The sequence below is a fragment of the Mesorhizobium sp. RCAM 06353 genome (assembly GCF_059683585.1).
Genome location: NZ_CM185031.1, coordinates 5,084,479 through 5,110,327 on the forward strand (window position 1 = coordinate 5,084,479; position 25,849 = coordinate 5,110,327).

The 25,849-nt window shown below is 61.8% G+C and carries 19 protein-coding genes, 1 tRNA gene and 1 pseudogene; 3 read left to right on the plus strand and 18 right to left on the minus strand.

Annotation, left to right across the window (positions count from 1 at the left end; genetic code table 11):
* Positions 1-58: 58 nt before the first annotated feature.
* From fusA to rpsL, 3 genes are read right to left on the minus strand one after another with little or no spacing between them, the layout of a single operon-like run.
* Positions 59-2,149: an elongation factor G gene (gene fusA, locus AC56QX_RS24580; protein WP_464610642.1), complete on the minus strand. Its 2,091-nt coding sequence runs from the start codon at positions 2,147-2,149 to the stop codon at positions 59-61.
* A gap of 29 nt (positions 2,150-2,178) precedes the next feature.
* Positions 2,179-2,649 (minus strand): 30S ribosomal protein S7, encoded by a 471-nt coding sequence (gene rpsG / locus AC56QX_RS24585; protein WP_008875664.1) that lies wholly within the window; start codon positions 2,647-2,649, stop codon positions 2,179-2,181.
* 60 nt (positions 2,650-2,709) lie between these two features.
* Positions 2,710-3,081, minus strand: a complete 372-nt coding sequence (gene rpsL, locus AC56QX_RS24590) for a 30S ribosomal protein S12 (protein ID WP_006333356.1) — start codon at positions 3,079-3,081, stop codon at positions 2,710-2,712.
* A gap of 483 nt (positions 3,082-3,564) precedes the next feature.
* Here rpsL and AC56QX_RS24595 point away from each other — a divergent pair, with 483 nt between their 5' ends.
* From AC56QX_RS24595 to AC56QX_RS24605, 3 genes and pseudogenes are all read left to right on the plus strand, one after another.
* Positions 3,565-3,846: a hypothetical protein gene (locus tag AC56QX_RS24595; RefSeq protein ID WP_027044972.1), complete on the plus strand. Its 282-nt coding sequence runs from the start codon at positions 3,565-3,567 to the stop codon at positions 3,844-3,846.
* A gap of 13 nt (positions 3,847-3,859) precedes the next feature.
* Positions 3,860-4,970: pseudogene (locus tag AC56QX_RS24600) on the plus strand (PLP-dependent cysteine synthase family protein).
* Between the two features lie 92 nt (positions 4,971-5,062).
* Complete coding sequence (locus AC56QX_RS24605; RefSeq protein WP_497117874.1) at positions 5,063-5,986, plus strand: Gfo/Idh/MocA family protein; 924 nt, start codon at positions 5,063-5,065, stop codon at positions 5,984-5,986.
* Positions 5,987-6,127: 141 nt separating this feature from the next.
* Here the strand turns inward: AC56QX_RS24605 and AC56QX_RS24610 are convergent, their stop codons facing one another.
* From AC56QX_RS24610 to tuf, 15 genes are all read right to left on the minus strand, one after another.
* A complete protein-coding gene (locus AC56QX_RS24610) occupies positions 6,128-6,793 on the minus strand; it encodes an O-methyltransferase (protein ID WP_497111108.1) in 666 nt (221 codons plus the stop codon).
* A 168-nt stretch (positions 6,794-6,961) separates the two neighbouring features.
* Positions 6,962-11,158 (minus strand): DNA-directed RNA polymerase subunit beta', encoded by a 4,197-nt coding sequence (gene rpoC, locus AC56QX_RS24615; RefSeq protein WP_477447449.1) that lies wholly within the window; start codon positions 11,156-11,158, stop codon positions 6,962-6,964.
* 128 nt (positions 11,159-11,286) lie between these two features.
* Complete coding sequence (gene rpoB / locus AC56QX_RS24620; protein ID WP_497111109.1) at positions 11,287-15,423, minus strand: DNA-directed RNA polymerase subunit beta; 4,137 nt, start codon at positions 15,421-15,423, stop codon at positions 11,287-11,289.
* Positions 15,424-15,686: 263 nt separating this feature from the next.
* Complete coding sequence (gene rplL, locus AC56QX_RS24625) at positions 15,687-16,064, minus strand: 50S ribosomal protein L7/L12 (protein ID WP_008875658.1); 378 nt, start codon at positions 16,062-16,064, stop codon at positions 15,687-15,689.
* Positions 16,065-16,118: 54 nt separating this feature from the next.
* Positions 16,119-16,637, minus strand: coding sequence for a 50S ribosomal protein L10 (rplJ, locus tag AC56QX_RS24630; RefSeq protein WP_027044966.1), 519 nt, complete (start codon positions 16,635-16,637; stop codon positions 16,119-16,121).
* A gap of 394 nt (positions 16,638-17,031) precedes the next feature.
* Complete coding sequence (gene rplA / locus AC56QX_RS24635) at positions 17,032-17,730, minus strand: 50S ribosomal protein L1 (RefSeq protein WP_172229162.1); 699 nt, start codon at positions 17,728-17,730, stop codon at positions 17,032-17,034.
* Positions 17,731-17,734: 4 nt separating this feature from the next.
* Positions 17,735-18,163 (minus strand): 50S ribosomal protein L11, encoded by a 429-nt coding sequence (gene rplK, locus AC56QX_RS24640; protein ID WP_013531410.1) that lies wholly within the window; start codon positions 18,161-18,163, stop codon positions 17,735-17,737.
* A 188-nt stretch (positions 18,164-18,351) separates the two neighbouring features.
* Positions 18,352-18,879, minus strand: coding sequence for a transcription termination/antitermination protein NusG (gene nusG, locus AC56QX_RS24645; RefSeq protein ID WP_010909261.1), 528 nt, complete (start codon positions 18,877-18,879; stop codon positions 18,352-18,354).
* 29 nt (positions 18,880-18,908) lie between these two features.
* The gene (gene secE, locus AC56QX_RS24650) at positions 18,909-19,112 is read right to left on the minus strand and encodes a preprotein translocase subunit SecE (RefSeq protein WP_027044964.1); all 204 of its coding nucleotides are present in this window, start codon (positions 19,110-19,112) and stop codon (positions 18,909-18,911) included.
* A 361-nt stretch (positions 19,113-19,473) separates the two neighbouring features.
* A tRNA-Trp gene (locus AC56QX_RS24655) sits at positions 19,474-19,549 on the minus strand.
* 82 nt (positions 19,550-19,631) lie between these two features.
* Positions 19,632-20,183, minus strand: a complete 552-nt coding sequence (locus AC56QX_RS24660; protein ID WP_497111111.1) for a putative glycolipid-binding domain-containing protein — start codon at positions 20,181-20,183, stop codon at positions 19,632-19,634.
* 26 nt (positions 20,184-20,209) lie between these two features.
* Positions 20,210-20,692, minus strand: coding sequence for a group II truncated hemoglobin (locus AC56QX_RS24665; protein WP_497111113.1), 483 nt, complete (start codon positions 20,690-20,692; stop codon positions 20,210-20,212).
* A 75-nt stretch (positions 20,693-20,767) separates the two neighbouring features.
* Positions 20,768-22,423, minus strand: a complete 1,656-nt coding sequence (locus AC56QX_RS24670; RefSeq protein ID WP_497111114.1) for a COG3904 family protein — start codon at positions 22,421-22,423, stop codon at positions 20,768-20,770.
* A 109-nt stretch (positions 22,424-22,532) separates the two neighbouring features.
* Positions 22,533-24,182: a COG3904 family protein gene (locus AC56QX_RS24675; RefSeq protein WP_497117876.1), complete on the minus strand. Its 1,650-nt coding sequence runs from the start codon at positions 24,180-24,182 to the stop codon at positions 22,533-22,535.
* A 347-nt stretch (positions 24,183-24,529) separates the two neighbouring features.
* A complete protein-coding gene (tuf, locus tag AC56QX_RS24680) occupies positions 24,530-25,705 on the minus strand; it encodes an elongation factor Tu (RefSeq protein WP_027044958.1) in 1,176 nt (391 codons plus the stop codon).
* Positions 25,706-25,849: the final 144 nt, after the last annotated feature.

The following is a 25,849-nucleotide window of genomic DNA, read 5'->3' on the forward strand; positions in this document are numbered from 1 at the left end:
CTCCAATCTGCTCGCCCATACGGGCCTTGAATTAAGTTACCGATGCAACCCGTTCGGGTTACGCGTATTTCTTCTGAACTTCCTGGGCGACCGCGGTCGGCACAGGCTCGTAGTGATCGAACTGCATCGTGTAGGCCGCGCGGCCCTGGCTCATCGAGCGCAGGTTGTCGACGTACTTGAACATGTTGGCGAGCGGCACCATCGCGTTGATGACGACAGCCACGCCGCGCGCTTCCTGGCCCTGGATCTGGCCACGACGGCCGTTCAGGTCACCAATCACGCTGCCGACGTAGTCTTCCGGCGTCACGACTTCGACCTTCATGATCGGCTCGAGCAGCTGCACGCCAAGCTTGGGTGCGGCTTCACGGAAGCAGGCGCGGCCGGCGATTTCGAAGGCCAGAACGCTCGAGTCCACGTCGTGATAAGCGCCGTCGATCAGGGTTGCCTTGACGCCGATCATCGGGAAGCCCGCGAACGGACCCGAGGTCATGACGCTGTTGATGCCCTTTTCGACACCGGGGATGTATTCCTTCGGCACGGCGCCGCCGACGATCTTGGTCTCGAACTCAAACTCGCTGCTTTCCGGGTTCGGTTCGAACACGATCTTGACGCGAGCGAACTGGCCGGTACCGCCGGTCTGCTTCTTGTGGGTGTAGTCCTGCTCGTGCTTGCGGGTGATCGTCTCGCGATAAGCCACCTGCGGAGCGCCGACATTGGCCTCGACCTTGAACTCGCGACGCATGCGGTCGACGATGATGTCGAGGTGGAGTTCGCCCATGCCAGAAATGATGGTCTGGCCGGATTCCTCATCGGTCTTGACGCGGAAAGACGGATCCTCGGCGGCCAGGCGGTGAAGGGCGAGGCCCATCTTTTCCTGGTCGTTCTTGGTCTTCGGCTCGATGGCGATCTGGATGACCGGATCCGGGAATTCCATGCGCTCGAGGATGACCGGGTGCAGCGGATCGCTGAGCGTATCGCCAGTGGTCGTGTCCTTGAGCCCGGCCAGAGCGACGATGTCGCCGGCAAAAGCCTCTTCGACGTCGGCGCGCGAGTTCGCATGCATCTGCAGCATGCGGCCAATGCGCTCCTTCTTGCCCTTCACGGTGTTGTCGACCGAGATGCCCTTGGTGAGCTTGCCCGAATAGATGCGGGCAAAGGTGAGCGAACCGACGAACGGGTCGTTCATGATCTTGAAGGCGAGCATCGACAGCGGCTCGTTATCGTCCGCATGACGCTCGATATCGGCGTCGGTCTTGGCATCGACACCCTTGATGGCGGGAACATCGGCCGGCGAAGGCAGATATTCGACGACGGCGTCGAGCAGCGGCTGCACGCCCTTGTTCTTGAAGGCCGAGCCACAGAACATCGGGTAGAATTTGACCGCGATGGTGCCCTTACGGATCAGCGCGCGGATCTCGTCATTCGACGGCATCTTGCCTTCGAGGTAATTCTCAAGCGCCGTCTCGTCCATTTCGACAGCGGCTTCGATCATCTTCTCGCGATATTCTTCCGCACGAGCCTGAAGGTCGGCCGGGATCTCGACGACATCCCAGGCAGCGCCCAGCGTCTCGTCGCGCCAGACCAGCGCATTCATCTCGACGAGGTCGACAACGCCCTTGAACTCGGTCTCGGCGCCGATCGGCAGCTGCATGACGACGGCATGCGCACCGAGGCGCGAGCCGATCATCTCGACCGAGCGGTAGAAGTCGGCGCCGATCTTGTCCATCTTGTTGCAGAAGATCATGCGCGGAACGCGATACTTGTCGGCCTGGCGCCAGACGGTTTCCGTCTGCGGCTCGACACCGGCATTGGCGTCGAGCAGCGCAATGGCGCCGTCGAGAACGCGCAGCGAACGCTCGACTTCGATGGTGAAGTCGACGTGTCCGGGGGTGTCGATGATGTTGAAGCGGTACATCTTGCCGCTACGACCCTTCCAGAAGGTCGTGGTCGCGGCGGACGTAATGGTGATGCCGCGCTCCTGCTCCTGCTCCATCCAATCCATGGTGGCAGCGCCGTCGTGCACTTCGCCGATCTTGTGCGACTTGCCCGTGTAATAGAGGACGCGCTCGGTGGTCGTCGTCTTGCCGGCGTCAATATGCGCCATGATACCGAAATTGCGGTAGTCTTCGATTTTGTATTCGCGGGCCATCGTAGCTGCCTCTCAGTCTCGTTCGCGCTTTACCAGCGGTAGTGCGCGAAAGCGCGGTTGGCTTCAGCCATCTTGTGGGTGTCTTCACGCTTCTTGACGGCGGTGCCGCGGTTGTTGGCCGCGTCCATCAGCTCGCCCGACAGGCGGTCGACCATCGTCGTCTCGTTGCGGTTGCGGGCGGCAGCGATCAGCCAACGAATGGCCAGCGCCTGACGGCGCTCGGGGCGCACGTCGACCGGAACCTGGTAGGTGGCGCCGCCGACGCGACGCGAACGCACTTCCACATGCGGCGCGACATTGTCGAGCGCCTGATGGAAGACGGTAACCGGCTCCTGCTTGGTCTTCGACTGAACCTGGTCGAGCGCGCCGTAGACGATGGTCTCGGCGACCGACTTCTTGCCGTCATACATGACGGCGTTCATGAACTTGGTAACGATCAGATCACCGAACTTCGGATCCGGATTGATCTCACGCTTTTCTGCACTGTGACGACGCGACATGGCTTTTGTCTCTCAATCTCGTAGCCCGACGCATTCAAGCAGCGTCAGGGCCGGAAAATCTTACTTCGGACGCTTGGCGCCGTACTTCGAACGGCGCTGCTTGCGGTTCTTCACGCCCTGCGTGTCGAGCACGCCGCGGATGATGTGGTAGCGAACGCCCGGAAGATCCTTGACGCGGCCGCCGCGGATCATGACCACGGAGTGTTCCTGAAGGTTGTGACCTTCGCCGGGGATGTAACCGATCACTTCAAAACCATTGGTCAGGCGGATCTTGGCCACCTTGCGCAGCGCCGAGTTCGGCTTCTTCGGCGTCGTGGTATAGACGCGTGTGCAGACGCCCCGCTTCTGCGGGTTCTGCTGCATGGCCGGGACCTTGTTGCGCTTCACCGGCGCAATGCGCGGCTTGCGGATCAGCTGGTTGACGGTAGGCATTAAACCCTCTTGTCTCTCAATTCCGTGTCTCGCCCGGTCAGGGCCGCTCAAAGCGTCATTTCCATACGCAAATTCGGGCCATAAACCGCGCCTCGCGGTCTTGCCCGAACAAATGGCAGAGGAAGCGGAAGCCGCTTCGTGCACGCCGGAAATGTCTTTTCGCTCGTAAAACGAACCCTGTTTGAGGCAAACTCCAAAGCGTGTCGCTTCGGAAGGGAGAGCCTCACATCGGTTCTGACTGGGCGGCTTCTACTCGTAAGCCCGCGAACCGTCAACCCCGGAGTGGCAAATATTGCATCGAAGCCGGGGCTTGGCAGCTATGCGAAAACCGCATGTAATTTTCTTTCGCCGTTTTGCAAGCTCTAGGAAGAAAGTGACCGGCGTTCGACTGTTGCAAAGCCATGCTTCATGCGAAAAGTCCGCATGAGCAGCCCAAATCCCCTCGCCCACCCCGTCTCTTTGGCAAAAAACAGGAATCAGCCCGTGAACGACAATGAGGAGCGCCCGGTCACCATCATCACCGGCCGGGTATGGAAGAGGAAGGGCGGCAAGGTAGAGGGCGTGCATGTCATGCTGGTTGCGCCCGACGACGATTCGGCGGTGCGACGCGCGCTCGAATCGCTTGCCGCGGAGGGTTACGCCGAGGCCGAGCTCGACCAGATCGGTGACATGGACGGCATACCCGACGAGGAGCCGCATCTTTCCGCTTTCCAGGGCGCGCTCGAAGGCGAAGTGTCGATCGTCACCTTCGACGTGCCGATCTGAACCCAGGGCATAGATGATGGCTGGACCGAAGGAACCTGCATCCCGGGCCTGGGCCGACCGGGCGGTCGCCGCGATCGAGGCCGATCAGCATCGTTCGGCCGACACCCACCTGTGGAAACTCGACCTGCCGGCGCTGGCCGGCATCGACTTCTATCTCAAGGATGAATCCACCCATCCGACCGGCAGCCTGAAGCACCGGCTGGCGCGTTCACTGTTTCTCTATGGGTTGTGCAATGGCCTCATCCGCGAAGGCTCGCCGGTGATCGAGGCGTCATCCGGTTCGACAGCAGTGTCGGAAGCCTATTTCGCCCGTATGATCGGCGTGCCGTTCTATGCGGTGATGCCGCGTTCGACCTCGCGAGAAAAGATAGCCGCGATCGAACACTATGGCGGCAACTGTCATTTCATCGATGACGGCAGGCGAGATCTATGCCGAGTCGGCCGAACTCACGGTGCGGCTCGGCGGTCATTTCGTCGATCAGTTCACCCACGCAGAACGGGCCACCGACTGGCGCGGCAACAACAACATCGCCGATTCCATCTTCGGACAGATGCGCGAGGAGCGGCATCCGGTCCCAAGCTGGATCGTGATGAGTGCCGGCACCGGCGGCACCACGGCCACGATCGGCCGCTACCTGCGCTACAAGCGGCATGCGACCCGGCTGTCGGTCGTGGACGTCGAGCGCTCGGCTTTCTTTGACGGCTTTGCCACGCATGACCGCGATTGCCGCTGCGAGCAGCCGTCGCGAATCGAGGGCATCGGTCGGCCGCGCATGGAGCCATCGTTCGTGCCCGGCGTAATCGACCACATGCTGAGGATACCGGATGCGTTGTCGCTGGCGGCGATGCGGGTGTTGTCGCGCCGACTCGGCCGCCGTGTCGGTGGCTCGACCGGCACCAACTTCATCGCCATGTGCTTTCAGGCCGCGCGCATGATCGAGCATGGCAAGACCGGTTCGCTGGTGACGCTGATCTGTGATTCCGGCGACCGCTATGCCAACACTTATTATTCCGACGAATGGCTGGCCGCCAACGGCCTCGACCCCTCGCCCTTCGAACCTGCGATCGAAGCCTTTCTGGCGGGCGGAAAGCTGGCGCTGCAGTTCGAGGAAAGCTGGGGCTGATCGTTAGGCTTCGGCTTGCCCGGGGCAAGTCTTCTGCTAGAAACGCATACCATCACCAAACAGACGGAGCGGCCGTGTCCGAGCCCATCAAGATAGGCCCCATCAAGATCGGCATCGTCGGCGTCGGCAAGATCGTCCGCGACCAGCACCTGCCGGCTTTGGCGAAAGACCCGAGCTATCGCCTCACCGCCGCCGCCAGCCGGCACGGCAAGGTCGACAACCTTCCGAATTTCTCGACCATCGAAGCCATGCTCGACGCAGTGCCTGAACTCGAGGCCGTGTCGCTCTGCATGCCGCCGCAGTTCCGCTACGATGCGGCGCGCACAGCGCTGATCGCAAAAAAGCACGTCTTCCTGGAGAAGCCGCCCGGCGCCACGGTCAGCGAGGTCGAGGACCTGAAGAGGCTGGCGACGGCCAATGGCGTCTCGCTGTTCGCCAGCTGGCATTCGCGCTACGCGCCGGCGGTGGAGGCCGCGCGCGCCTTCCTGGCTTCGGCCAAGGTCAAGTCGGCGGCGATCAACTGGAAAGAGGACGTCCGTCGCTGGCACCCCAACCAGGACTGGATCTGGGCGCCCGGCGGCTTCGGTGTCTTCGATCCCGGCATCAACGCACTGTCGATTGCAACCCACATCCTGCCGGCGATGTTCATCGCCTCGGCCGTGCTCGACTTTCCCGAAAACCGCGCCGCCCCGGTCGCCGCGCAAGTCACCTTCCGCACGTCTGATGGATTGCCGGTGACAATGGACCTCGACTGGCTGCAAACCGGGCCGCAAAGCTGGGACATCCTGGCCGACACGGACCAGGGCAAGATGGTGCTTTCCGGCGGCGGCGCGAAGCTCGCCATTGATGGCAAGGTGGTTCATGACGAGCCCGAAGCCGAATATCCCCAACTCTACCGCCGTTTCGCCGAGATCGTGCGTGCCGGCGTGTCCGACGTCGATCTGGCGCCGCTGCAGCACGTCGCCGATGCCTTCATGCTCGGCAAGCGCAACATGGTCGAGGCGTTTTTCGATTGATTTGTGCACGCGACGGGATCGCGGACCTGGCTTGAACGCACGCTTGTGCCAGGTCGACCCCCACTCCGTCTCGGCTACGCCGAGCCACCTCTCCCCCGATCGACGGGGAGAGGAAGGGCGCGAACTTATTGCAGCGGGATATCACTCGACGATCGCGATCGCAAAGCCGTCATAGCCCTTGGCGCCGACCGTCTGGATCGCGGTGCCATCCAAACGCCTGTCGCCGCCGATGAACGAGAACGCCGCCCGAGCGCCCACGACGTTGGCGTCATGGCCGCCCCCGTCGAGCACTGCGCCGTCGCGGATGACGTTGTCGCAAATGATCACTGTCCCCGACCTCGAAAGCCGCATGGCCCAGGACAGATAATTCGGGTTGTTCGGCTTGTCGGCGTCGATGAAGATGAGATCGAACGGCCCGGCATGTTCAGTGCTTAGCGCGGTAAGCGACTGGAGGGCCGGTCCGATCCGCAGGTCAACCCGTTCCGACACACCTGCACGTTCGAAATTCGACTGCGCGACGCTGGCGTGGTGCGGGTCGAGTTCAAGCGTCACGATCTTGCCGTTCGCAGGCAAAGCCCGCGCCATCCAGATCGTCGAATAGCCGCCCAGCGTGCCGATTTCGAGGATCTTCTTCGCTCCCTGAATGCGCGCCAGAAGTGAAAGCAGCTTGCCTTGCGCCGGCGAGACGTCGATCGGTGGCAAACCTTGATCGCGGTTGGCGGCCAGAACGGCTTCGAGGGCGGGATCCGCCTCGAACAGGGCATCAACGATGTAGTCGTCGACAGCAGCCCAGGTCTTCTTGCTCATCGTTTTCTCTCCGATCGAGAGCCGACGCGAAAAACCGACCGCTTAAGGTTTTACGGAGAAGAACGCGCGGACCCTCTTGCTGAATACCAACGTCGTCATGCCCAGTAAACAAAAAGGCCGCCGGGTTGCCCCGACGGCCCTGTTGCCTGAGATGTCTTGGCGCCGCGCTTACTGCGCGGCGGTTGTCATATCGGCCAACATCGGCTCGGCGATTTCCACACCGGAGGCCTTGCGGCGCTCGTCGATGATCAGTTCGTCGCGCGAGGTGGCGATGCGCCGGATCTGGCTCATCGTGCCGCCAGTACCGGCCGGGATCAGCCGGCCGACGATGACGTTTTCCTTCAAGCCCTGCAGCATGTCGGTCTTGCCGGCAACCGCGGCTTCCGTCAGCACCCGGGTCGTCTCCTGGAAGGAGGCGGCCGAGATGAAGGACGGCGTCTGCAGCGAGGCCTTGGTGATGCCGAGCAGAACCGGCAGGCCTTCGGCCGGCTTCTTGCCGTCCTCGACCAGGCGCTCGTTGACCTCTTCCAGTTCGATCACGTCGACGTGGTCGCCCGGAATGTAGGTCGAGTCGCCCTGCACGGTGATCTCGACCTTCTGCAGCATCTGGCGAACGATCACCTCGATGTGCTTGTCGTTGATCGACACGCCCTGCAGGCGGTAGACTTCCTGGATCTCGTTGACGAGGTAGGAAGCAAGTGCTTCCACGCCCTTGATCGCCAGGATGTCGTGCGGCGCCGGATTGCCGTCGAGGATGTAGTCGCCCTTCTCGATGACGTCGCCGTCCTGGAGATGGAACGGCTTGCCCTTCGGGATCAGGTACTCGACCGGCTCAAGCGTCGAGTCATGCGGCTCGATGATGATGCGGCGCTTGTTCTTGTAGTCGCGGCCGAAGCGGATCGTGCCATCGATCTCGGCGATGATGGCGTGATCCTTCGGGCGACGTGCCTCGAACAGTTCGGCAACACGCGGCAGACCGCCGGTGATGTCCTTGGTCTTGGCGCTTTCCATCGGGATACGCGCCAGCACGTCGCCGGGACGAACCTGCGCACCCGGCTCGACCGAGAGAATGGCCTCGACCGAGAGCAGGAAGCGGGCGTCGCCACCCTTCGACAGCTTGCCGACCTTGCCCTTGGCGTCCTGAATGGCAATTGCCGGCTTCAGGTCGTTGCCGCGCGGCGTCGAGCGCCAGTCGATGACCTCACGCTTGGTGATGCCGGTCGACTCGTCGGCCGTTTCCTGAACGGAAATGCCGTCGACCAGATCCTCATACGACACCTTGCCCTCGATTTCGGTGAGGACCGGGCGGGTATAGGGATCCCACTCGGCGATACGCTGGCCGCGCTTCACCTTGTCGCCATCGTCCACGAAGATGCGCGAACCATAGGTGACACGGTGCGTGGCGCGTTCCTTGCCGGCCTCGTCGAGGATCAGCACCGCCATGTTGCGGCCCATGACCATCTGCTGGCCGTCGGAGTTGCGCACCACGTTGCGGTTGCGGATCTCGACCTTGCCCTCATAGGAGGCTTCAAGGAACGAGCTATCCACCACCTGCGCGGTACCGCCCATGTGGAATGTACGCATGGTGAGCTGGGTACCCGGCTCGCCGATCGACTGCGCCGCGATGACGCCGACGGCTTCACCCTGGTTGACCGGGGTGCCGCGCGCCAGATCGCGACCGTAGCAGACCGCGCAGACGCCGATCCTGACTTCGCAGGTCAGTGCCGAGCGAATGCGGACCGACTGGACGCCGGCCTTTTCGATCTGTTCCACGTCTCGCTCGTCCATCAGCGTTCCGGCCTTGACCAGCAGGTCGCCGGTCACCGGATGGTTGATGTCGTCGAGCGAGGTACGGCCCAGCACGCGCTGGCCGACCGAAGCGACGACCTGACCGGCATCGACGATAGGCTGCATGGTGAGGCCCTTGTCGGTGCCGCAATCCACGGAGTTGACGATGCAGTCCTGTGCCACGTCGACCAGACGGCGGGTGAGGTAACCCGAGTTCGCCGTCTTCAAGGCGGTGTCGGCCAGACCCTTGCGGGCGCCGTGGGTCGAGTTGAAGTACTCGAGCACGGTCAGGCCTTCCTTGAAGTTCGAGATGATCGGCGTCTCGATGATTTCACCCGACGGCTTGGCCATCAGGCCGCGCATGCCGGCGAGCTGACGCATCTGGGTGGGCGAGCCACGCGCACCGGAGTGCGACATCATGTAGATCGAGTTCATCGGCTTCTGACGGCCATTGTCCTCGAACTCGACCGCCTTGATGCGGGCCATCATCTCGTCGGCGACCTTTTCCGAGCACTTGGCCCAGGCGTCGACGACCTTGTTGTACTTCTCGCCCTGCGTGATCAGGCCGTCATTGTACTGCTGCTCGTATTCCTTGGCCAAAGCTTCGGTGTCGGAGACCAGCTTGATCTTGCTGTCCGGGATCAGCATGTCGTCCTTGCCGAACGAAATGCCGGCGCGGCAGGCATGAGCGAAGCCGAGTGCCATGATGCGATCGCAGAAAATGACCGTCTCCTTCTGACCGCAATGGCGGTAGACGGTGTCGATCATCTTGGAGATGTTCTTCTTGGTCATCTCCTGGTTGGCGGTCTCGTAAGGCACATTGACGTTCTTCGGCAGAAGCTCGCCGATGATCATGCGACCAGGCGTGGTGTCGTGGATCTTCGACACGACCTTGCCTTCGGCGTCGACCGTGCGGAAGCGGCCCTTGATCTTGGCGTGCAGGGTGACCGCCTTGGTCTCGAGCGCGTGCTGGAGTTCGCCCATGTCGGCAAACACCATTCCCTCGCCCGGCTCGTTCTGGTTGACGATCGAGAGATAGTAGAGACCGAGAACCATGTCCTGCGACGGCACGATGATCGGCGCGCCGGAAGCCGGGTGCAGGATGTTGTTGGTCGACATCATCAGCACGCGGGCTTCAAGCTGCGCTTCCAAGGACAGCGGCACGTGAACGGCCATCTGGTCGCCGTCGAAGTCGGCGTTGAAGGCCGTGCAGACCAGCGGATGCAGCTGGATCGCCTTGCCTTCGATCAGGATCGGCTCGAACGCCTGGATGCCGAGGCGGTGCAGCGTCGGCGCACGGTTCAGGAGAACCGGGTGCTCGCGGATGACCTCGTCGAGAATATCCCAGACTTCCGGACGCTCCTTCTCGACCAGCTTCTTGGCCTGCTTGACGGTCGAGGAGTAACCCTTGGCGTCGAGACGGGCGTAGATGAAGGGCTTGAACAGTTCGAGCGCCATCTTCTTCGGCAGCCCGCACTGGTGCAGCTTGAGCTCCGGACCGGTGACGATGACCGAGCGGCCGGAATAGTCGACGCGCTTGCCGAGCAGGTTCTGACGGAACCGGCCCTGCTTGCCCTTCAACATGTCGGACAGCGACTTCAACGGACGCTTGTTGGCGCCGGTGATGACGCGGCCGCGACGGCCGTTGTCGAACAGTGCGTCGACGGCTTCCTGCAGCATGCGCTTTTCATTGCGCACGATGATGCCGGGAGCGCGCAACTCGATCAGCCGCTTCAGACGGTTGTTGCGGTTGATGACGCGGCGATAGAGGTCGTTCAGGTCGGACGTGGCGAAACGGCCGCCGTCCAGCGGGACGAGCGGGCGCAGGTCCGGCGGGATCACCGGAACCACCTTCATGATCATCCATTCCGGACGGTTGCCCGATTCCATGAAGTTCTCGACGACCTTGAGCCGCTTCAGATACTTCTTCTGCTTCAGCTCGGACGTGGTCGAAGCGAGTTCGGAACGCAGGTCGCCGGCGATCTTCTCCAGGTCCATGCCGGCCAGAAGGTCATGAATGGCCTCGGCGCCGATCATGGCGGTGAACGAGTCCTCGCCATATTCGTCGACGGCGATCATGTACTCTTCCTCGCTGAGCAGCTGGTGCTCCTTCAGCGCGGTGAGGCCAGGCTCGGTGACGATGTAGTTCTCGAAGTAGAGGACGCGCTCGATGTCCTTCAAGGTCATGTCGAGCAGCGTGCCGATGCGCGAGGGCAGCGACTTCAGGAACCAGATGTGAGCGACCGGAGCGGCGAGCTCGATATGGCCCATGCGCTCGCGGCGGACGCGCGACAGCGTGACTTCGACGCCGCACTTCTCGCAGATGACGCCCTTGTACTTCATGCGCTTGTACTTGCCGCACAGGCACTCATAGTCCTTGATCGGGCCAAAAATGCGCGCGCAGAACAGACCGTCACGCTCCGGCTTGAAGGTGCGGTAGTTGATGGTCTCCGGCTTCTTGATCTCGCCGAACGACCAGGACAGAATCTTCTCAGGGCTGGCGAGCGATATCCGGATGGAATCGAACACCTGCGCCGGCGCCTGCGGATTGAAGAGATTCATGACCTCTTGGTTCATGCCGTTCTCCTTTTCGGGGTCCTCGAAAACCCCTTGCATCTAACGCGGACCAAACGCCCGCCGTCTTTGTCGGCCACTGGCCGTCGAATTCGTTTGGCGCGCCGCAACTTGGGCGGCGCGCCATAGCCTTACTCGGCTGCGTCGGGCAGCCGGATCGGGTTGTCGTCGAGCTTGGTGTTCTCCAGCTCGACATTGAGGCCGAGAGACCGCATTTCCTTGACGAGCACGTTGAAGCTCTCGGGAATGCCGGCTTCGAAGGTGTCGTCGCCGCGGACGATCGCCTCGTAGACCTTGGTGCGGCCGGCGACATCGTCCGACTTCACCGTCAGCATTTCCTGCAGCGTGTAGGCGGCGCCATAGGCTTCCAGCGCCCAGACCTCCATCTCGCCGAAGCGCTGGCCACCGAACTGCGCCTTGCCGCCCAGCGGCTGCTGGGTGACGAGCGAGTACGGACCGATCGAACGCGCGTGGATCTTGTCATCCACCAGGTGGTGAAGCTTGAGCATGTAGATATAGCCCATCGTCACCTTGCGATCGAACGGCTCGCCCGTGCGTCCGTCATAGAGCTGCGACTGACCGCTGGTGTGCAGGCCCGCCTGCTCCAGCATGATGTTGATGTCAGCCTCATGCGCGCCGTCGAACACCGGGGTCGCGATCGAGACGCCGCGGCGCATCTGCTCGCTGAGGCGAACAATGCTCTCGTCGTCATAATCACGGACCGGCTCGTTGCGGTCGTTGGCCGGGATGAAGCTCTCGAGCGTCTTGCGCAGCGGCTTGATGTCGCCCGCCACCTTGTACGCGTCGATCAGCTCGCCGATCTTCTTGCCCATGCCTGCGCAAGCCCAGCCCAGATGCGTTTCCAGGATCTGGCCGACATTCATGCGGCTCGGCACACCCAGCGGGTTGAGCACGATATCGGCATGCGTGCCGTCCTCGAGGAAAGGCATGTCCTCGACCGGAACGATGCGCGACACGACACCCTTGTTGCCGTGACGGCCGGCCATCTTGTCGCCCGGCTGCATCTTGCGCTTCACCGCCACGAAGACCTTGACCATCTTCATGACGCCCGGAGGCATTTCGTCGCCGCGCTGGACCTTCTCGACCTTGTCCATGAAGCGCTGTTCGAGCGCCTTCTTGGAGTCGTCGTACTGGCCACGCAAGGCTTCCAGTTCGCTCTGGAGCTTTTCGTTCTCCACGGCAAACTGCCACCACTGCGAACGCGGATACTCGTCGAGCGTATCCTTGGACAGCGTCGAGCCCTTCTTGAAGCCCTTCGGTCCAGCGATCGCTTCCTTGCCGACGAGCACGTCGGAAAGACGCGCGTAGACGTTACGGTCCAGGATGGCCTGCTCGTCGTCGCGGTCCTTGGCGAGGCGTTCGATCTCCTCGCGCTCGATCGCCATGGCGCGCTCGTCCTTCTCCACACCGTGGCGATTGAACACGCGCACCTCGACGACGGTGCCGAAGGTGCCCGGAGGCATGCGCATCGAAGTGTCGCGCACGTCGGAAGCCTTTTCACCGAAGATGGCGCGCAGAAGCTTTTCTTCCGGCGTCATCGGGCTTTCACCCTTCGGCGTGATCTTGCCGACCAGGATGTCGCCCGGCTGAACTTCCGCACCGATGTAAACGATGCCGGCTTCGTCGAGGTTCTTCAGCGCTTCTTCCGAAACGTTCGGAATATCACGCGTGATTTCCTCCGGACCGAGCTTGGTATCGCGCGCCATGACCTCGAACTCCTCGATGTGGATCGAGGTGAAGACGTCGTCGGCGACGATGCGCTCGGAGAGCAGGATCGAGTCCTCGTAGTTGTAGCCATTCCACGGCATGAACGCGACGAGCACGTTGCGGCCGAGCGCCAGATCACCGAGCTCGGTCGACGGACCGTCGGCGATGATATCGCCCTTGTTGACCCGGTCACCCATACGCACCAGCGGACGCTGGTTGATGCAGGTGTTCTGGTTCGAACGCTGGAACTTCATCAACCGGTAGATGTCGACGCCGGACTTGCCCGGATCGAGATCTTCGGTGGCGCGGATAACGATACGCGTCGCGTCCACCTGGTCGACGATGCCGCCGCGGCGGGCGCCGATGGCGGCGCCTGAGTCACGGGCAACGATCGGCTCCATGCCGGTGCCGACAAACGGCGCCTCGGCGCGCACCAGCGGCACGGCCTGACGCTGCATGTTCGAGCCCATCAGCGCGCGGTTGGCGTCGTCGTTCTCGAGGAACGGGATCAGGGCCGCGGCCACCGAAACCATCTGCTTCGGCGACACGTCCATCAGATCGACGTTTTCGCGCGGTGCCATCATCACTTCACCGGCACTGCGGCAAATGACGAACTCGTCGACGAAGCCGCCACTCTTGTCGAGCTCGGCGTTGGCCTGCGCGACATGGTGCTTGGCTTCTTCCATCGCCGAGAGATAGACGACGTCATTGGTCAGCTTGCCGTCGACGATCTTGCGGTACGGGCTCTCGATGAAGCCGTACTTGTTGACGCGTGCGAAAGTGGCCAGCGAGTTGATCAGGCCGATATTTGGGCCTTCCGGCGTCTCGATCGGGCAGATGCGGCCGTAATGCGTCGGGTGCACGTCGCGCACTTCGAAGCCGGCGCGCTCGCGGGTCAGACCGCCCGGTCCAAGCGCCGACAGGCGACGCTTGTGGGTGATCTCCGACAGCGGGTTGGTCTGGTCCATGAACTGCGACAGCTGCGAGGAACCGAAGAACTCGCGCACGGCGGCAGCCGCCGGCTTGGCGTTGATCAGGTCCTGCGGCATCACCGTGTCGATCTCGATCGAGGACATACGCTCCTTGATCGCGCGCTCCATGCGCAGCAGGCCGACGCGGTACTGGTTCTCCATCAACTCGCCGACAGAACGCACGCGGCGGTTGCCGAGATTGTCGATGTCGTCGATCTCGCCCTTGCCGTCGCGCAGTTCGACCAGCGTCCTGACCACGGCCAGGATGTCGTCCTTGCGCAGCACGCGCACGGTGTCCTCGGCCTTGAGTTCGAGGCGCATGTTCATCTTGACGCGGCCGACGGCCGACAGATCGTAGCGCTCGCTGTCGAAAAACAGCGAGTTGAACATGGCTTCGGCGGTCTCCAGCGTCGGCGGCTCGCCCGGGCGCATGACACGATAGATGTCGAACAGCGCGTCCTGGCGGCTCTCGTTCTTGTCGACGTTGAGCGTGTTTCTGATATAGGCGCCGACATTGACGTGATCGATGTCGAGAACCTTGATCTCGTTCTCGCCCGTGCCAAGCAGCACCTTCAGCGTCTTTTCGTCGATCTCATCGCCGGCTTCGAGGAAGATCTCGCCGGTGGCGTAGTTGACGATGTCTTCGGCCAGGTAGTTACCGAGCAGATCCTCGTCGGTCGCCTTGATCGCCTTGAGACCCTTTTCGCCAAGCGCCCTCGCCTGACGGGCGGTGATCTTCTTGCCGGCTTCGACAACGATCTCGCCCGTGTCGGCGTCGACCAGGTCGCCGACAGCCTTGAGGCCGCGGAAACGCTCGACGTTGAACGGGATGCGCCAGTGGTCGCCGGCGCGCTTGTAGGTGATCTTGTTGTAGAAGGTCGACAGGATCTCTTCGCCGTCCATGCCGAGCGCCATCAGCAGCGACGTCACTGGAATCTTGCGGCGACGGTCGATGCGGGCGTGCACGACGTCCTTGGAATCGAACTCGATGTCGAGCCACGAGCCGCGATAGGGAATGACGCGCGCGGCAAACAAAAGCTTGCCAGACGAGTGCGACTTGCCCTTGTCATGGTCGAAGAAGACGCCCGGCGAACGGTGCATCTGCGAGACGATGACGCGCTCGGTGCCGTTGACGATAAAGGTGCCGTTCAAGGTCATGAGCGGCATGTCGCCCATGTAGACGTCCTGCTCCTTGATGTCCTTGATCGACTTGGCGCCGGTATCCTCGTCGATATCGAACACGATGAGGCGCAGCGTCACCTTCAGCGGCGCGGCATAGGTCAGGTCGCGCTGACGGCATTCGTCAACGTCGAATTTCGGTCCTTCGAACTCGTACTTCACGAACTCCAGCATCGAGGAGCCGGAAAAATCGGAGATCGGGAAGACCGACTTGAAAACAGCCTGCAGTCCCTCGTCCGGACGTCCGCCCTTGGGCTCGTCCACCATCAGGAACTGGTCATAGGATGCCTTCTGAACCTCGATCAGGTTCGGCATCTCCGCAACTTCCGGAATCTTTCCGAAGAACTTGCGTACGCGTCTGCGGCCATTGAAAGTCTGGGTCTGGGCCATCGTCGCTCCTTAGCTCTAAACTCGGGACGGGCCTCGCCGCGGCCCGCCTTGCATACCGAGCCGCCTGGGCGGCGGCTCTCTGTCTGTTCTCCGTCCGCCCCAACCAATTGCTTGGCGGCGGCCGGCTAAAACGGGAGAAAACCCGTTTCCTGAAGGCCGGTTGCGGCCCTCAGGAAAGAGGTTCTCGTACGTCTCGCGCTACGCGTCCTCCCTTCGGTCGAGGGGAGTGGCGGACGGCGCGAGGCCGCCCGCCGCTTTTACGCTTACTTCAGGTCGACCTTGGCGCCGGCTGCTTCCAGCTGGGCCTTGAACTTGTCAGCGTCGGCCTTGGAAACGCCTTCCTTGACCGGCTTCGGAGCCGCTTCGACCAGATCCTTGGCTTCCTTGAGGCCAAGACCGGTGATGGCACGGACTTCCTTGATGACGTTGATCTTCTGAGCGCCAGCTTCGGTGAGGACGACGTCGAATTCCGTCTTTTCCTCGGCCGGAGCAGCGGCAGCAGCAGCGCCGCCAGCAGCGGCAACCGCCACCGGAGCAGCAGCCGAAACGCCCCACTTTTCTTCCAGAAGCTTCGACAGCTCGGCCGCCTCGAGGACGGTCAGCTTCGAAAGGTCGTCTACGATCTTTGCGAGATCAGCCATTGTTGTATTCCTTCATAAGGTTCGAACGTGTGTTTGTGATAGCGAGGAACGGCCTCATGCCGCCTCGTCCTTCCGGGCGTAAGCGCCGATGACGCGCGCGACCGAAGCCGCTGGCGCATTGACGATCTGGGCGATCCGGGTTGCCGGCGTGGCGATCATGCCAACCAGCCTGGCGCGCAGCTCATCGAGCGACGGAAGTGTGGCGAGTGCCTTCACACCGTCGGCATTGAGCGAGGTGGTGCCCATTGCGCCGCCGAGAATGATCAACTTGTCATTCCCCTTGGCGAAATCGGACGCGACCTTCGGCGCCGCAATCGGATCCTCCGAATAAGCAATCAGCGTCTGTCCCTTGAACAGGTCGATGATCGATGCGGAGTCCGTGCCCTGAAGAGCGATTTTGGCGAGACGGTTCTTCGCGACTTTAACGGTGCCACCGGCAGCGCGCATTTTCGACCGAAGGTCGTTCATTTGCGCGACGGTGATACCGGCATAGTGGGCCACTACGACTGAACCTGCGCCCGAAAACGCATCATTCAGGCCCGTGACGAGTTCGCGTTTTTCCGCTCTGTCCACTGCCTATCTCCAGTTGACCCCTATCCTGTTCAACGGGAACATTCCCATTGACGAGGACAGGCGTCGGGTTGCCTTTTGCCGGCCGGGCCATCCAGTAACGGATCTCCCGAACGACGCTCGAGGATCCTGCCCCCTTTCGCCACACCGCCGGCAAGCCGACGATGCGCAGACAAAAGGCAAACACGGTTCGAACCTTTCATTGGAGCATTTGCTCCTTTGTCGGGTCTTCACCCGTCTCATGCAGGCCCACATGAATTAAGGCTTTTGGGCCGCCTGCAATCTCGGACAGGATGTCCGGAAGCCTTTCGACTTCCGGCACCGGGCCCAGGATAAATCCGAGGCCCGGAATTCAGTCACGGATCAGCCTTCCAGCGGCCGATCCAAATGGTCTTAATCAGGACGCTGCGAGCGTCGAGACGTCGAGCTTGAGGCCCGGGCCCATCGTCGAGGTGACCGACACCTTCTTGACGTAGTTGCCCTTGGCGCCAGCCGGCTTTGCCTTGGTCACCGCGTCAGTGAAGGCACGGATGTTCTCTTCCAGAGCCTTGACGTCGAACGAGACCTTGCCGACGCCGGCATGAACGATGCCGGCCTTCTCGACGCGGAACTCGACCGCGCCACCCTTCGATGCCTTGACGGCGGCGGCGACGTCGGTGGTGACGGTGCCGACCTTCGGGTTCGGCATCATGCCGCGCGGGCCGAGCACCTTACCGAGACGGCCGACCAGCGGCATCATGTCCGGCGTGGCGATGCAGCGATCGAAATCGATCGTGCCCTTCTGGACGATGTCGACCAGGTCCTCGGCACCGACGATGTCGGCGCCGGCGGCCTTGGCTTCCTCGGCCTTGTCACCACGGGCGAACACGGCGACGCGAACCGAGCGGCCGGTGCCGTTCGGCAGATTGACCACGCCGCGGACCATCTGGTCGGCATGGCGCGGGTCGACGCCGAGGTTCATGGCGACTTCGACGGTCTCGTCGAACTTGACCGAGGAACGGTCCTTGAGCAGCTTCAGCGCATCACCCAAGGCATAAGCCTTGTTGGGATCGATGCCTTCGCGGGTCTTCGATACACGCTTTGCAATCTTTGCCATGATCTTAGCCCACCACTTCCAGACCCATCGAGCGGGCGGAGCCCTCGACCATGCGCATGGCCGCCTCGACGTCGTTTGCGTTCAGATCCTTCATCTTGGCAGTGGCGATCTCGCGAACCTTGTCGCGCGAAACGGTGCCAGCCTTGACCTTGCCCGGCTCCTTCGAACCTGACGTGAGGTTCGCCGCCTTCTTCAGGAAGTAGCTCACCGGCGCCGTCTTCATGACGAAGGTGAACGACTTGTCCTGGTAATAGGTGATGACGACCGGAACCGGCGATCCCTTTTCCATTTCCTGGGTCTGCGCGTTGAACGCCTTGCAGAATTCCATGATGTTGATGCCACGCTGACCAAGCGCCGGGCCAATCGGCGGAGACGGCGTAGCCGATCCCGCTTTAACCTGGAGCTTGAGTTGGCCTGCAATTTTCTTAGCCATCTCTTTTCCTGCCTTTGTCTATGCCGGCCCCACCATCTGGGAAACACCGGCGGTTGCAGTCTGGTGGTGCGATCCATGCGGCCGGCTAAAGCTGCATTCGTCTCCCACCGTTCTCAGGCCGCGCGTCTCCGCGCCGCCTGCCCTGATCGTCGAACCGGCGTCGCCGGCCCAACATCGGGGATTTCGGATCAGCCCTTTTCGACCTGTCCGAATTCCAGATCGACAGGCACAGCGCGCCCGAAGATCGAAACTTCCACCTTGAGCCGCGCCCGCTCCTCGTCCACTTCCTGGACGAAACCGTTGAAGGACGCGAAAGGACCGTCCGAAACGCGGATCGCTTCGCCGATCTCGAAAGTGACCGAGGGCTTCGGCCGCTCGACGCCTTCCTGCACCTGGTTCAGGATGCGCTGTGCTTCCGCCTCGGTGATCGGCACCGGCTTAGAGTCACCCAGGAAGCCGGTGACCTTCGGGGTGTTCTTCACCAGCGAGAACACGGCGTCGGTCAGATTGGCCTTCAAGAGCACGTAGCCCGGGAAGAACTTGCGCTCGGCATCGACCTTGCGGCCACGGCGAACCTCGACGACCTTCTCGGTCGGCACCACGATCTGCTCGATATCGGCGGACAGGCCCTTCTGCTTGGCCTTGTTCTCGATGTCCTCGGCGACCTTCTTTTCAAAGTTCGAATAAGCGTGGACGATGTACCAGCGCGCAGCCATTTTTTTAGACTTCTCCGTAGTCGCCGGACTTAGCGTCCAATGCCCAGAATCTGTTCGATCGCGAAGCCCATCAACTGATCGGCGCTAAAGAAAAAAATCATCGCAATCACAGCGAAGGCCAGAACCATCACCGTCGAGATCATCGTTTCGCGCCGCGACGGCCAAGTCACCTTGGCGGTCTCCGAGCGAACCTGCTGGAGAAAGACGAAAGGATTTGTGGTTTTCGAAGCCATATGCCGCTCTGTCTTCAAGACCCGTTGGCCGGGTCTCCTGGATGATCCCGCTGGCCGGGACGTGCCGCCTGAGCCCAGTATCGCGCCGAATCAGCGCAATCATTTCGCCCATGCAAATCAGACGCGTAAAGCCGGTTTCCCAGCTCCGCGCGTCGCGTGTCTGTTCTGTCTACATAAAACCGATTCTTGATCCACGCAAGTGGCAAGTGTCCGCTTTATGACCAAACACCGCCTCGGAACCATCCAGTCGTTCCGTCCCGGCTATGGCGCCCTTATGCCCCAATCAGCCTAATATGGCAAGCGTGTCGCCGATTTTCAAAGGCGGCCCACAAAAAATCACTTCCAATGGCCATTCTTGAAATGGCACGGGCAGCAGGGCTCGAACCTACGACCTGCGGTTTTGGAGACCGCCGCTCTACCAACTGAGCTATGCCCGTATCGTGCGCGCCTCGGCGCAGCAGGGGCTTCCTAAAAGCTTCCGCGCTCTCTGTAAAGAGTGGTTTGCACGCAAACACGCCTTCATCCCCTTTGCCAGAAATCGGGATAGGCAACGACCAGCCCATCGCGGTCGATCTCGAGTTCACGCTTGAAGTCACTGGCGCGCGATTCATAGAGATATCGCTTGCCCTCCTCGAGGCATGTGTAGCGCTGCGGGTTGCTGACGACCGTGAGCGCCGGGAACTCGATAAAGGCGGTGGTGATCTCGGCGCTCTGCCCGGTGGAAAGCCGCAAGCGCCGGATCGGCAGCGTGTTGGTGAACGGAGTGACGGTGAGATCAGGGTCGAGAACGCCGCCAAGTTCCGGCATCGGCAGACCGTCCCGGATCCAGCGGCCGTCACCTTCGGAGGCAAGAACCAGCGCCCGGCCAGAGCCGATCATGTCGACCGTGACGCTCCTGGCGCGCCAGCTCACGTCGCATTCTATGCGATAGCGGACGGCAAAAGGGGTCTGGCCGGAACAAATGACGACGGAGTCAGCCAGGACCTCCCCTGCCCGCTGGCGCAGTTCGAGATGCTCGATACCGGGGCCGTCCCACTCGCGCCAGCGCACGATCTTAAAATCTTTTGACATAGTTCGGCAATCCGGGTGGCTGGAACCTACTTTGTTTCCGGTGGCGTGTACGGTCCGCCGGGCACGCCCCAGCCCCAGGCCGGCATCGGTTCGGTTTCCGGATCGCAGGTCTCGCCGAGATTGGAATTCATCTTGGCCAGCCGCGATCCCCATTCGACATAGCCCATGAAGGCCGAGCGGAATTCGGGATCGTCGGGCAGACCAACGGCATCGGCGGCATCGGCGAGCAGGTTGATCCAGCGGCGGCGCTGCTCTTCGGTCAAATGCTTGCCCAGATGATGCATGACCATCTCGCGGTGGCCGCCAAATTTCTCACTGTAGGTCTTCGGTCCGCCAAAGACTTCGCCGATGAAGGCAGCGACATGGGCGGGATGATCCGGCGACATGGTCTTGAACACCGGCCCGACGACCGGATCCTGCGCCACCTTGTCATAGAAGGTCTGTGTCAGCCGGTTCAGGGCGTCGCTGCCGCCGGCCCATTCGTAGAGTGTCGGAACATCCTTGCGCATGGCGGTCACCTGTCCTCGATCGCCGCAGACGGTAGCGGAAAGACCCGACCAGCCTCAACCTGCCTCGATGGCCAGTTACAGTTTGGCCGGCATCTCGGCTTCGGCGTTGGCTGACGGCTCGATCCGGCAATTGTCCGGCCTCGGAATCGATCTGCATATGGTGGCACCCGTCAGATCGTCTGCGGACTGAGGCCCGGTTGCCAACCCGAATTTCAGTATCGCCTGCTGGTAGAGCTGCCGTTTGGATGAGGAGAGTTGTATGGCGGCGAACAGGCCGGGTCCGATCGCCATCTCGTCGAGATACGCCTTGACCTTGTCCCCAGGCCCAACAGAGCTCACGCTGAGGCGCACGGCCGAGCCGATGACGCGCCTGACGCCGCCAGCAACCATGATCGGACAGGCCGACGCACATTCGCCCTCCGATTCGATGGTGAGCCCGGTGTGGGTGCCGTCCTTGGCCAGGCAATCCGCCGAGGGATCACAATCGACGAAATCCGTGTGGGCGACGACGACATCGAGCTTACGTTCGCGGATCAGCCTGCCGGCGGCAAGCGCGCTCTCGACATCGCCTCCTTGCGAGTTGATGACGATCGGCAGCCGCCGGCCGGCGACGGCATCGAGTGCCCGGCGAAGCTTATCCGGCGTCTGCGCGGTGATCGAGCCTTCCGCCGAGATCCATTCCGGGCAGTCGGGATTGCAGAGCGGGTTGCTGCCTCGGACAAGCACGAAGCGCATGTCCGCCTCCTTCGGGGCCTCAGCGGGCGCAGCGGGAGCCGGTTTTGCCTGGGCGGTCGGGAGATTGGCCGGCGAACTCTCTTTGCCCACTGGTATCTCCCGGCAGTTCGCCGGCATCGGAGTTGCCTTACAGATGGTTCCGCCGGTGAAAAGCTCGACGGTGTCGAGCGAGGTGACGAGGTTCATGCGGAGCATGTTGTCGAGAACCAGCTGATGGATTTCGCTGGCCGGCGTGTTCTTCATCGTGATGAACACGCCTTCGCCTATCCCCATCCCCTGCAAATAGGCCGAAAGCCTCTTCTCGACCGTCTTGCTCATTTCGTAGGTCTTGTAGCTGCCTGCGTTCTTGCGGCTGACGACCTTGGTGCTGATGATCTTCTTCCTGCCGTTCACGATCCGGTAGGTCGTCCGGTAAAGCAGCTTCTCGCGCTTATAGGTGGTGGTGACCTGGTGGACGCCGAGATAGGCGAAATCCCCGACGACGCGGCGGACACCGCCGGAAAACATCAGCGGGCAGGCGGAATTGCACATGGCGCCGCTGTCATAGGCCAGGCCGAAATAGTCGGCGCCCTTGCCCTGATTATCCCTGCAATTCTTCATCTCCGGCTCGCAGCCGGAAAACACCGTCGTGCCGACGGCGATGTCGAGCTTGTTCTTGCGGATCATCTGGCCAAGTGTCACCGCCGCATCGACATTGCCGCCGGGGGAATTGACGACCACCGGCAATTGCCTGCCTTTGAGTGCCTTGAGCGTGCGCTTGAGCAGCGACGGTGTGCCCGCCTCGATGGTGCCTTCGGCCGATATCCATTCCGGACAGTTGGGCTCGCAGCCCGGCGCATTGCTGCGCACGACGGCAAACCGCATCGAGGGGATCTCCAGCGACTGCTCCTGAGCCTGCGCTGCCGCTACAGTCAGCACAACAGCGGTCAACAGCATGAGACGGACAAGTGCCCGCAACCACCATGCCATCCCATCGAAACAGCGCCCTGGAACCACTCTTCGGCAAGCTCCCACAACGCAACCTATACTAGTTGCCGCGATGGCGCTTGCAACAGCTTTGACGGCGGGCGTAGCTCCCAGATCACGCAGTGCCGGAAACAGTGCGCTAAAGTTTAGGCGCCGTCTTTGCCTCGGCATCAGCCGACGACAAAGCCCGGCAATTGTCCGGTTTTGGCGCCGATTTGCAAATGGTCGGGCCTATCAGCACGTTGACCGATTGCGGCCCGGTGATCAATCCAGCCCTCAGCATCAGCTCGGGTTCGAGCTGGCGCTCGACCGAGTGCTGCTCGAGCGCTGCGAACAGACCGGGATCGATCGCCATCTCCTCCAGGTAGGCTTTGACTATCCCCTTCTGCCCCATTGTGTACATGGTGAACCGCGCCTTGGGATCGACCAGCCGCTTGACGCCGCCGGCAAGCACGAGCGCGCAGGCTGAATCGCACTCCACGCCAAAATCGCTGATCAGCCCGACATAGGCGCCGTTGTCGTCCGAGCAACCAGCCCCGGCCGGGCTGCAGCCTGTGATATTGGTGCGGGCGACGACGACGTCGAGCTTCCGTTCCCGTATGAGCCGACCCATCATCAAAGCGCTGAACAGGTCGCCTCCCCGTGAGCTGATCACAACGGGCAGCCGCCGGTTGCCAAGCATGGCGAGCAACCGGCGAAGCCTGTCCGGGGTCTGAGGCGTGATCGCGCCCTCCGCCGAGATCCATTCCGGGCAGTCGGGATCGCAGAGCGGATCGCTGCCGCGAACGACCACGAAGCGCGTCTCCGGCGCCCCATTTCCTGGCGCTGCCCAGAACGGCTTGGGGAGCGGAGCCTTGGCAGGCTGGGTTGGTGCTACCTTGGCAGGCTGGGCCGGTGCTGCCTTGGCAGGCTGGGTTGGTGCTGCCTTGGCAGGCTGCGAAAGTGAGACTTGAGCCGGTTGGGAGGGTGCGGGCTTTGCCTCTATCGCTGCCACGTCGGCCGGCTTGGCGTTCGCAGGGATTTCCCTGCAGTTCGCCGGCGCAGGACTCCGCCGGCATATGCCCGCCCATATAAGTAGGTCGACAGTGCCCTTGCTGGTGACCAACTTCATCGTGGTCATGTCGTCGAGGGCGACCTGGCGGATGTCACCCGCGGGTGTGGTTTTCATGACCTCGAGAACACCCTGCCCCACTCCCATTTCCCTGAGATACGCCGACAGCTTCCTCTCAACCGCCTTGCTCATTTCGTAGGTCTTGTAGGTGCCGACGTTTGTGCGGCTGACGATCTTGCTGCTGATAATCTTCTTCCTGCCACGCACAATTCTGTACGTGGTACGGTAGTAGACCTGTTGGCGCTGGAATGTCGTGGTGATCTGGTGGACGCCCAGATAGGCCCATCGCCCGACCAGGCGTTGGACACCTCCGGCAAACATCAGCGGACAGGCGGAATTACACATGGCACCGCCGTCGGACGCGATGCCGAAGTAGGCGGCGCCCTTGCCATCGTTGGCCCGACAATCGCCTATTCCCAGCTGACAGCCGGAGAATTTGGTGGCACCGACGGCTACATCGAGTTTGTTCTTGCGGATTATGCGGCCGAGTTGGAGCGCGGCGTCGACATTGCCGCCAGGGGAGTTGACGATAACCGGCAGTTGCCGACGGCCTAGCGTCTTCAATATGCGCTTGAGCTTGGCCGGCGTACCGGCTTCGATGGCGCCTTCAGCCGAAATCCATTCCGGACAGTTGGGCTCGCAGCCAGCCGCGTTGCTGCGGACGACGGCAAATTGCATCTCCGAGAGACCATCGGACAGAAGGTGCTGAAGGTACCAGGTATCGGGATTCCATGTTTTCGGGTCGGAGGGGTTATCGGCCTTCGCGGTGAAGGCAACCATCACAATCGCAAGCACCGGCACCAGGCGAACCAGCGCACGCCACCAACTTGCTACATAGCTTGAACGGCGCCCCAAAAACACGCTTTGCCAAAGCCCCCTCGACACAACCGATAATAGTTGTGGCAACGGTGCTTGCAATAGGTTTGAAAGAACTGCGCAATACTTATTCCGCCTAGTGTCAGCAAACAAAAAGGGCGGCCCTAAGACCGCCCTTTTCTTCTCGATCCGGCTAATGCCGGTGTCGATTATTCCTTGATGGTGACGACGATGCCGGCACCGACGGTGCGGCCGCCTTCACGGATGGCGAAGCGCAGCTTCTCTTCCATGGCGATCGGCACGATCAGCTCGACATCGACCGTGATGTTGTCGCCAGGCATCACCATCTCGGTGCCTTCCGGCAGCGATACGATGCCGGTCACGTCGGTCGTGCGGAAGTAGAACTGCGGACGGTAGTTGGTGAAGAACGGCGTGTGACGGCCACCTTCGTCCTTGGTCAGGATGTAGGCTTCGGCCACGAACTTCTTGTGCGGCTTCACCGTGCCGGGCTTGGCCAGAACCTGGCCACGCTCGACGCCTTCACGATCAACGCCACGCAGCAGCGCGCCGATGTTGTCGCCAGCCTGGCCCTGATCGAGCAGCTTGCGGAACATTTCAACGCCCGTGCAGGTCGTCTTGGTCGTCGGACGGATGCCGATGATCTCGAGTTCCTCGCCAACCTTGACAATGCCGCGCTCGACGCGGCCGGTGACGACCGTGCCACGGCCCGAGATCGAGAACACGTCTTCGATCGGCATCAGGAACGGCTTGTCGAGCGGACGAACCGGCGTCGGGATGTAGGCGTCGACCGCAGCCATCAGCTCGCGGATCGCGTCTTCGCCGATCGTCTTGTTCGAATCTTCAAGCGCGGCCAAAGCCGAACCCTTGACGATCGGAATGTCGTCGCCGGGGAACTCGTTCTTCGACAAAAGCTCGCGAACCTCGAGCTCGACCAGTTCGAGCAGCTCAGCGTCGTCGACCTGGTCGACCTTGTTCAAGAACACAACGATCGACGGCACGCCGACCTGACGGGCGAGCAGGATGTGCTCACGGGTCTGCGGCATCGGGCCGTCGGCAGCCGACACGACCAGGATCGCGCCGTCCATCTGCGCAGCACCGGTGATCATGTTCTTCACATAGTCGGCGTGGCCGGGGCAGTCGACGTGGGCATAGTGGCGGTTGGCCGTCTCGTATTCGACGTGAGCCGTCGAGATCGTGATGCCGCGTGCCTTCTCTTCGGGCGCCGCATCGATCTGGTCGTAGCGCTTGTACTCGCCAAAATACTTCGTGATCGCCGCCGTCAGCGACGTCTTGCCATGGTCAACGTGACCAATCGTGCCGATGTTCACATGAGGCTTGTTACGCTCGAATTTACCTTTTGCCATAGTCTCTTTCCTTGGACGGCCTTGACCTTCAGTTCAGTCGAATGCGGGGCGATTAGCGACAAAGGCCAAAAAACACAAGCGTCTTTTGGCTGGGTGCCGTCTCACTCAGTCCGAACCTGGGATCCGATTGCGGGGATGTGGCGC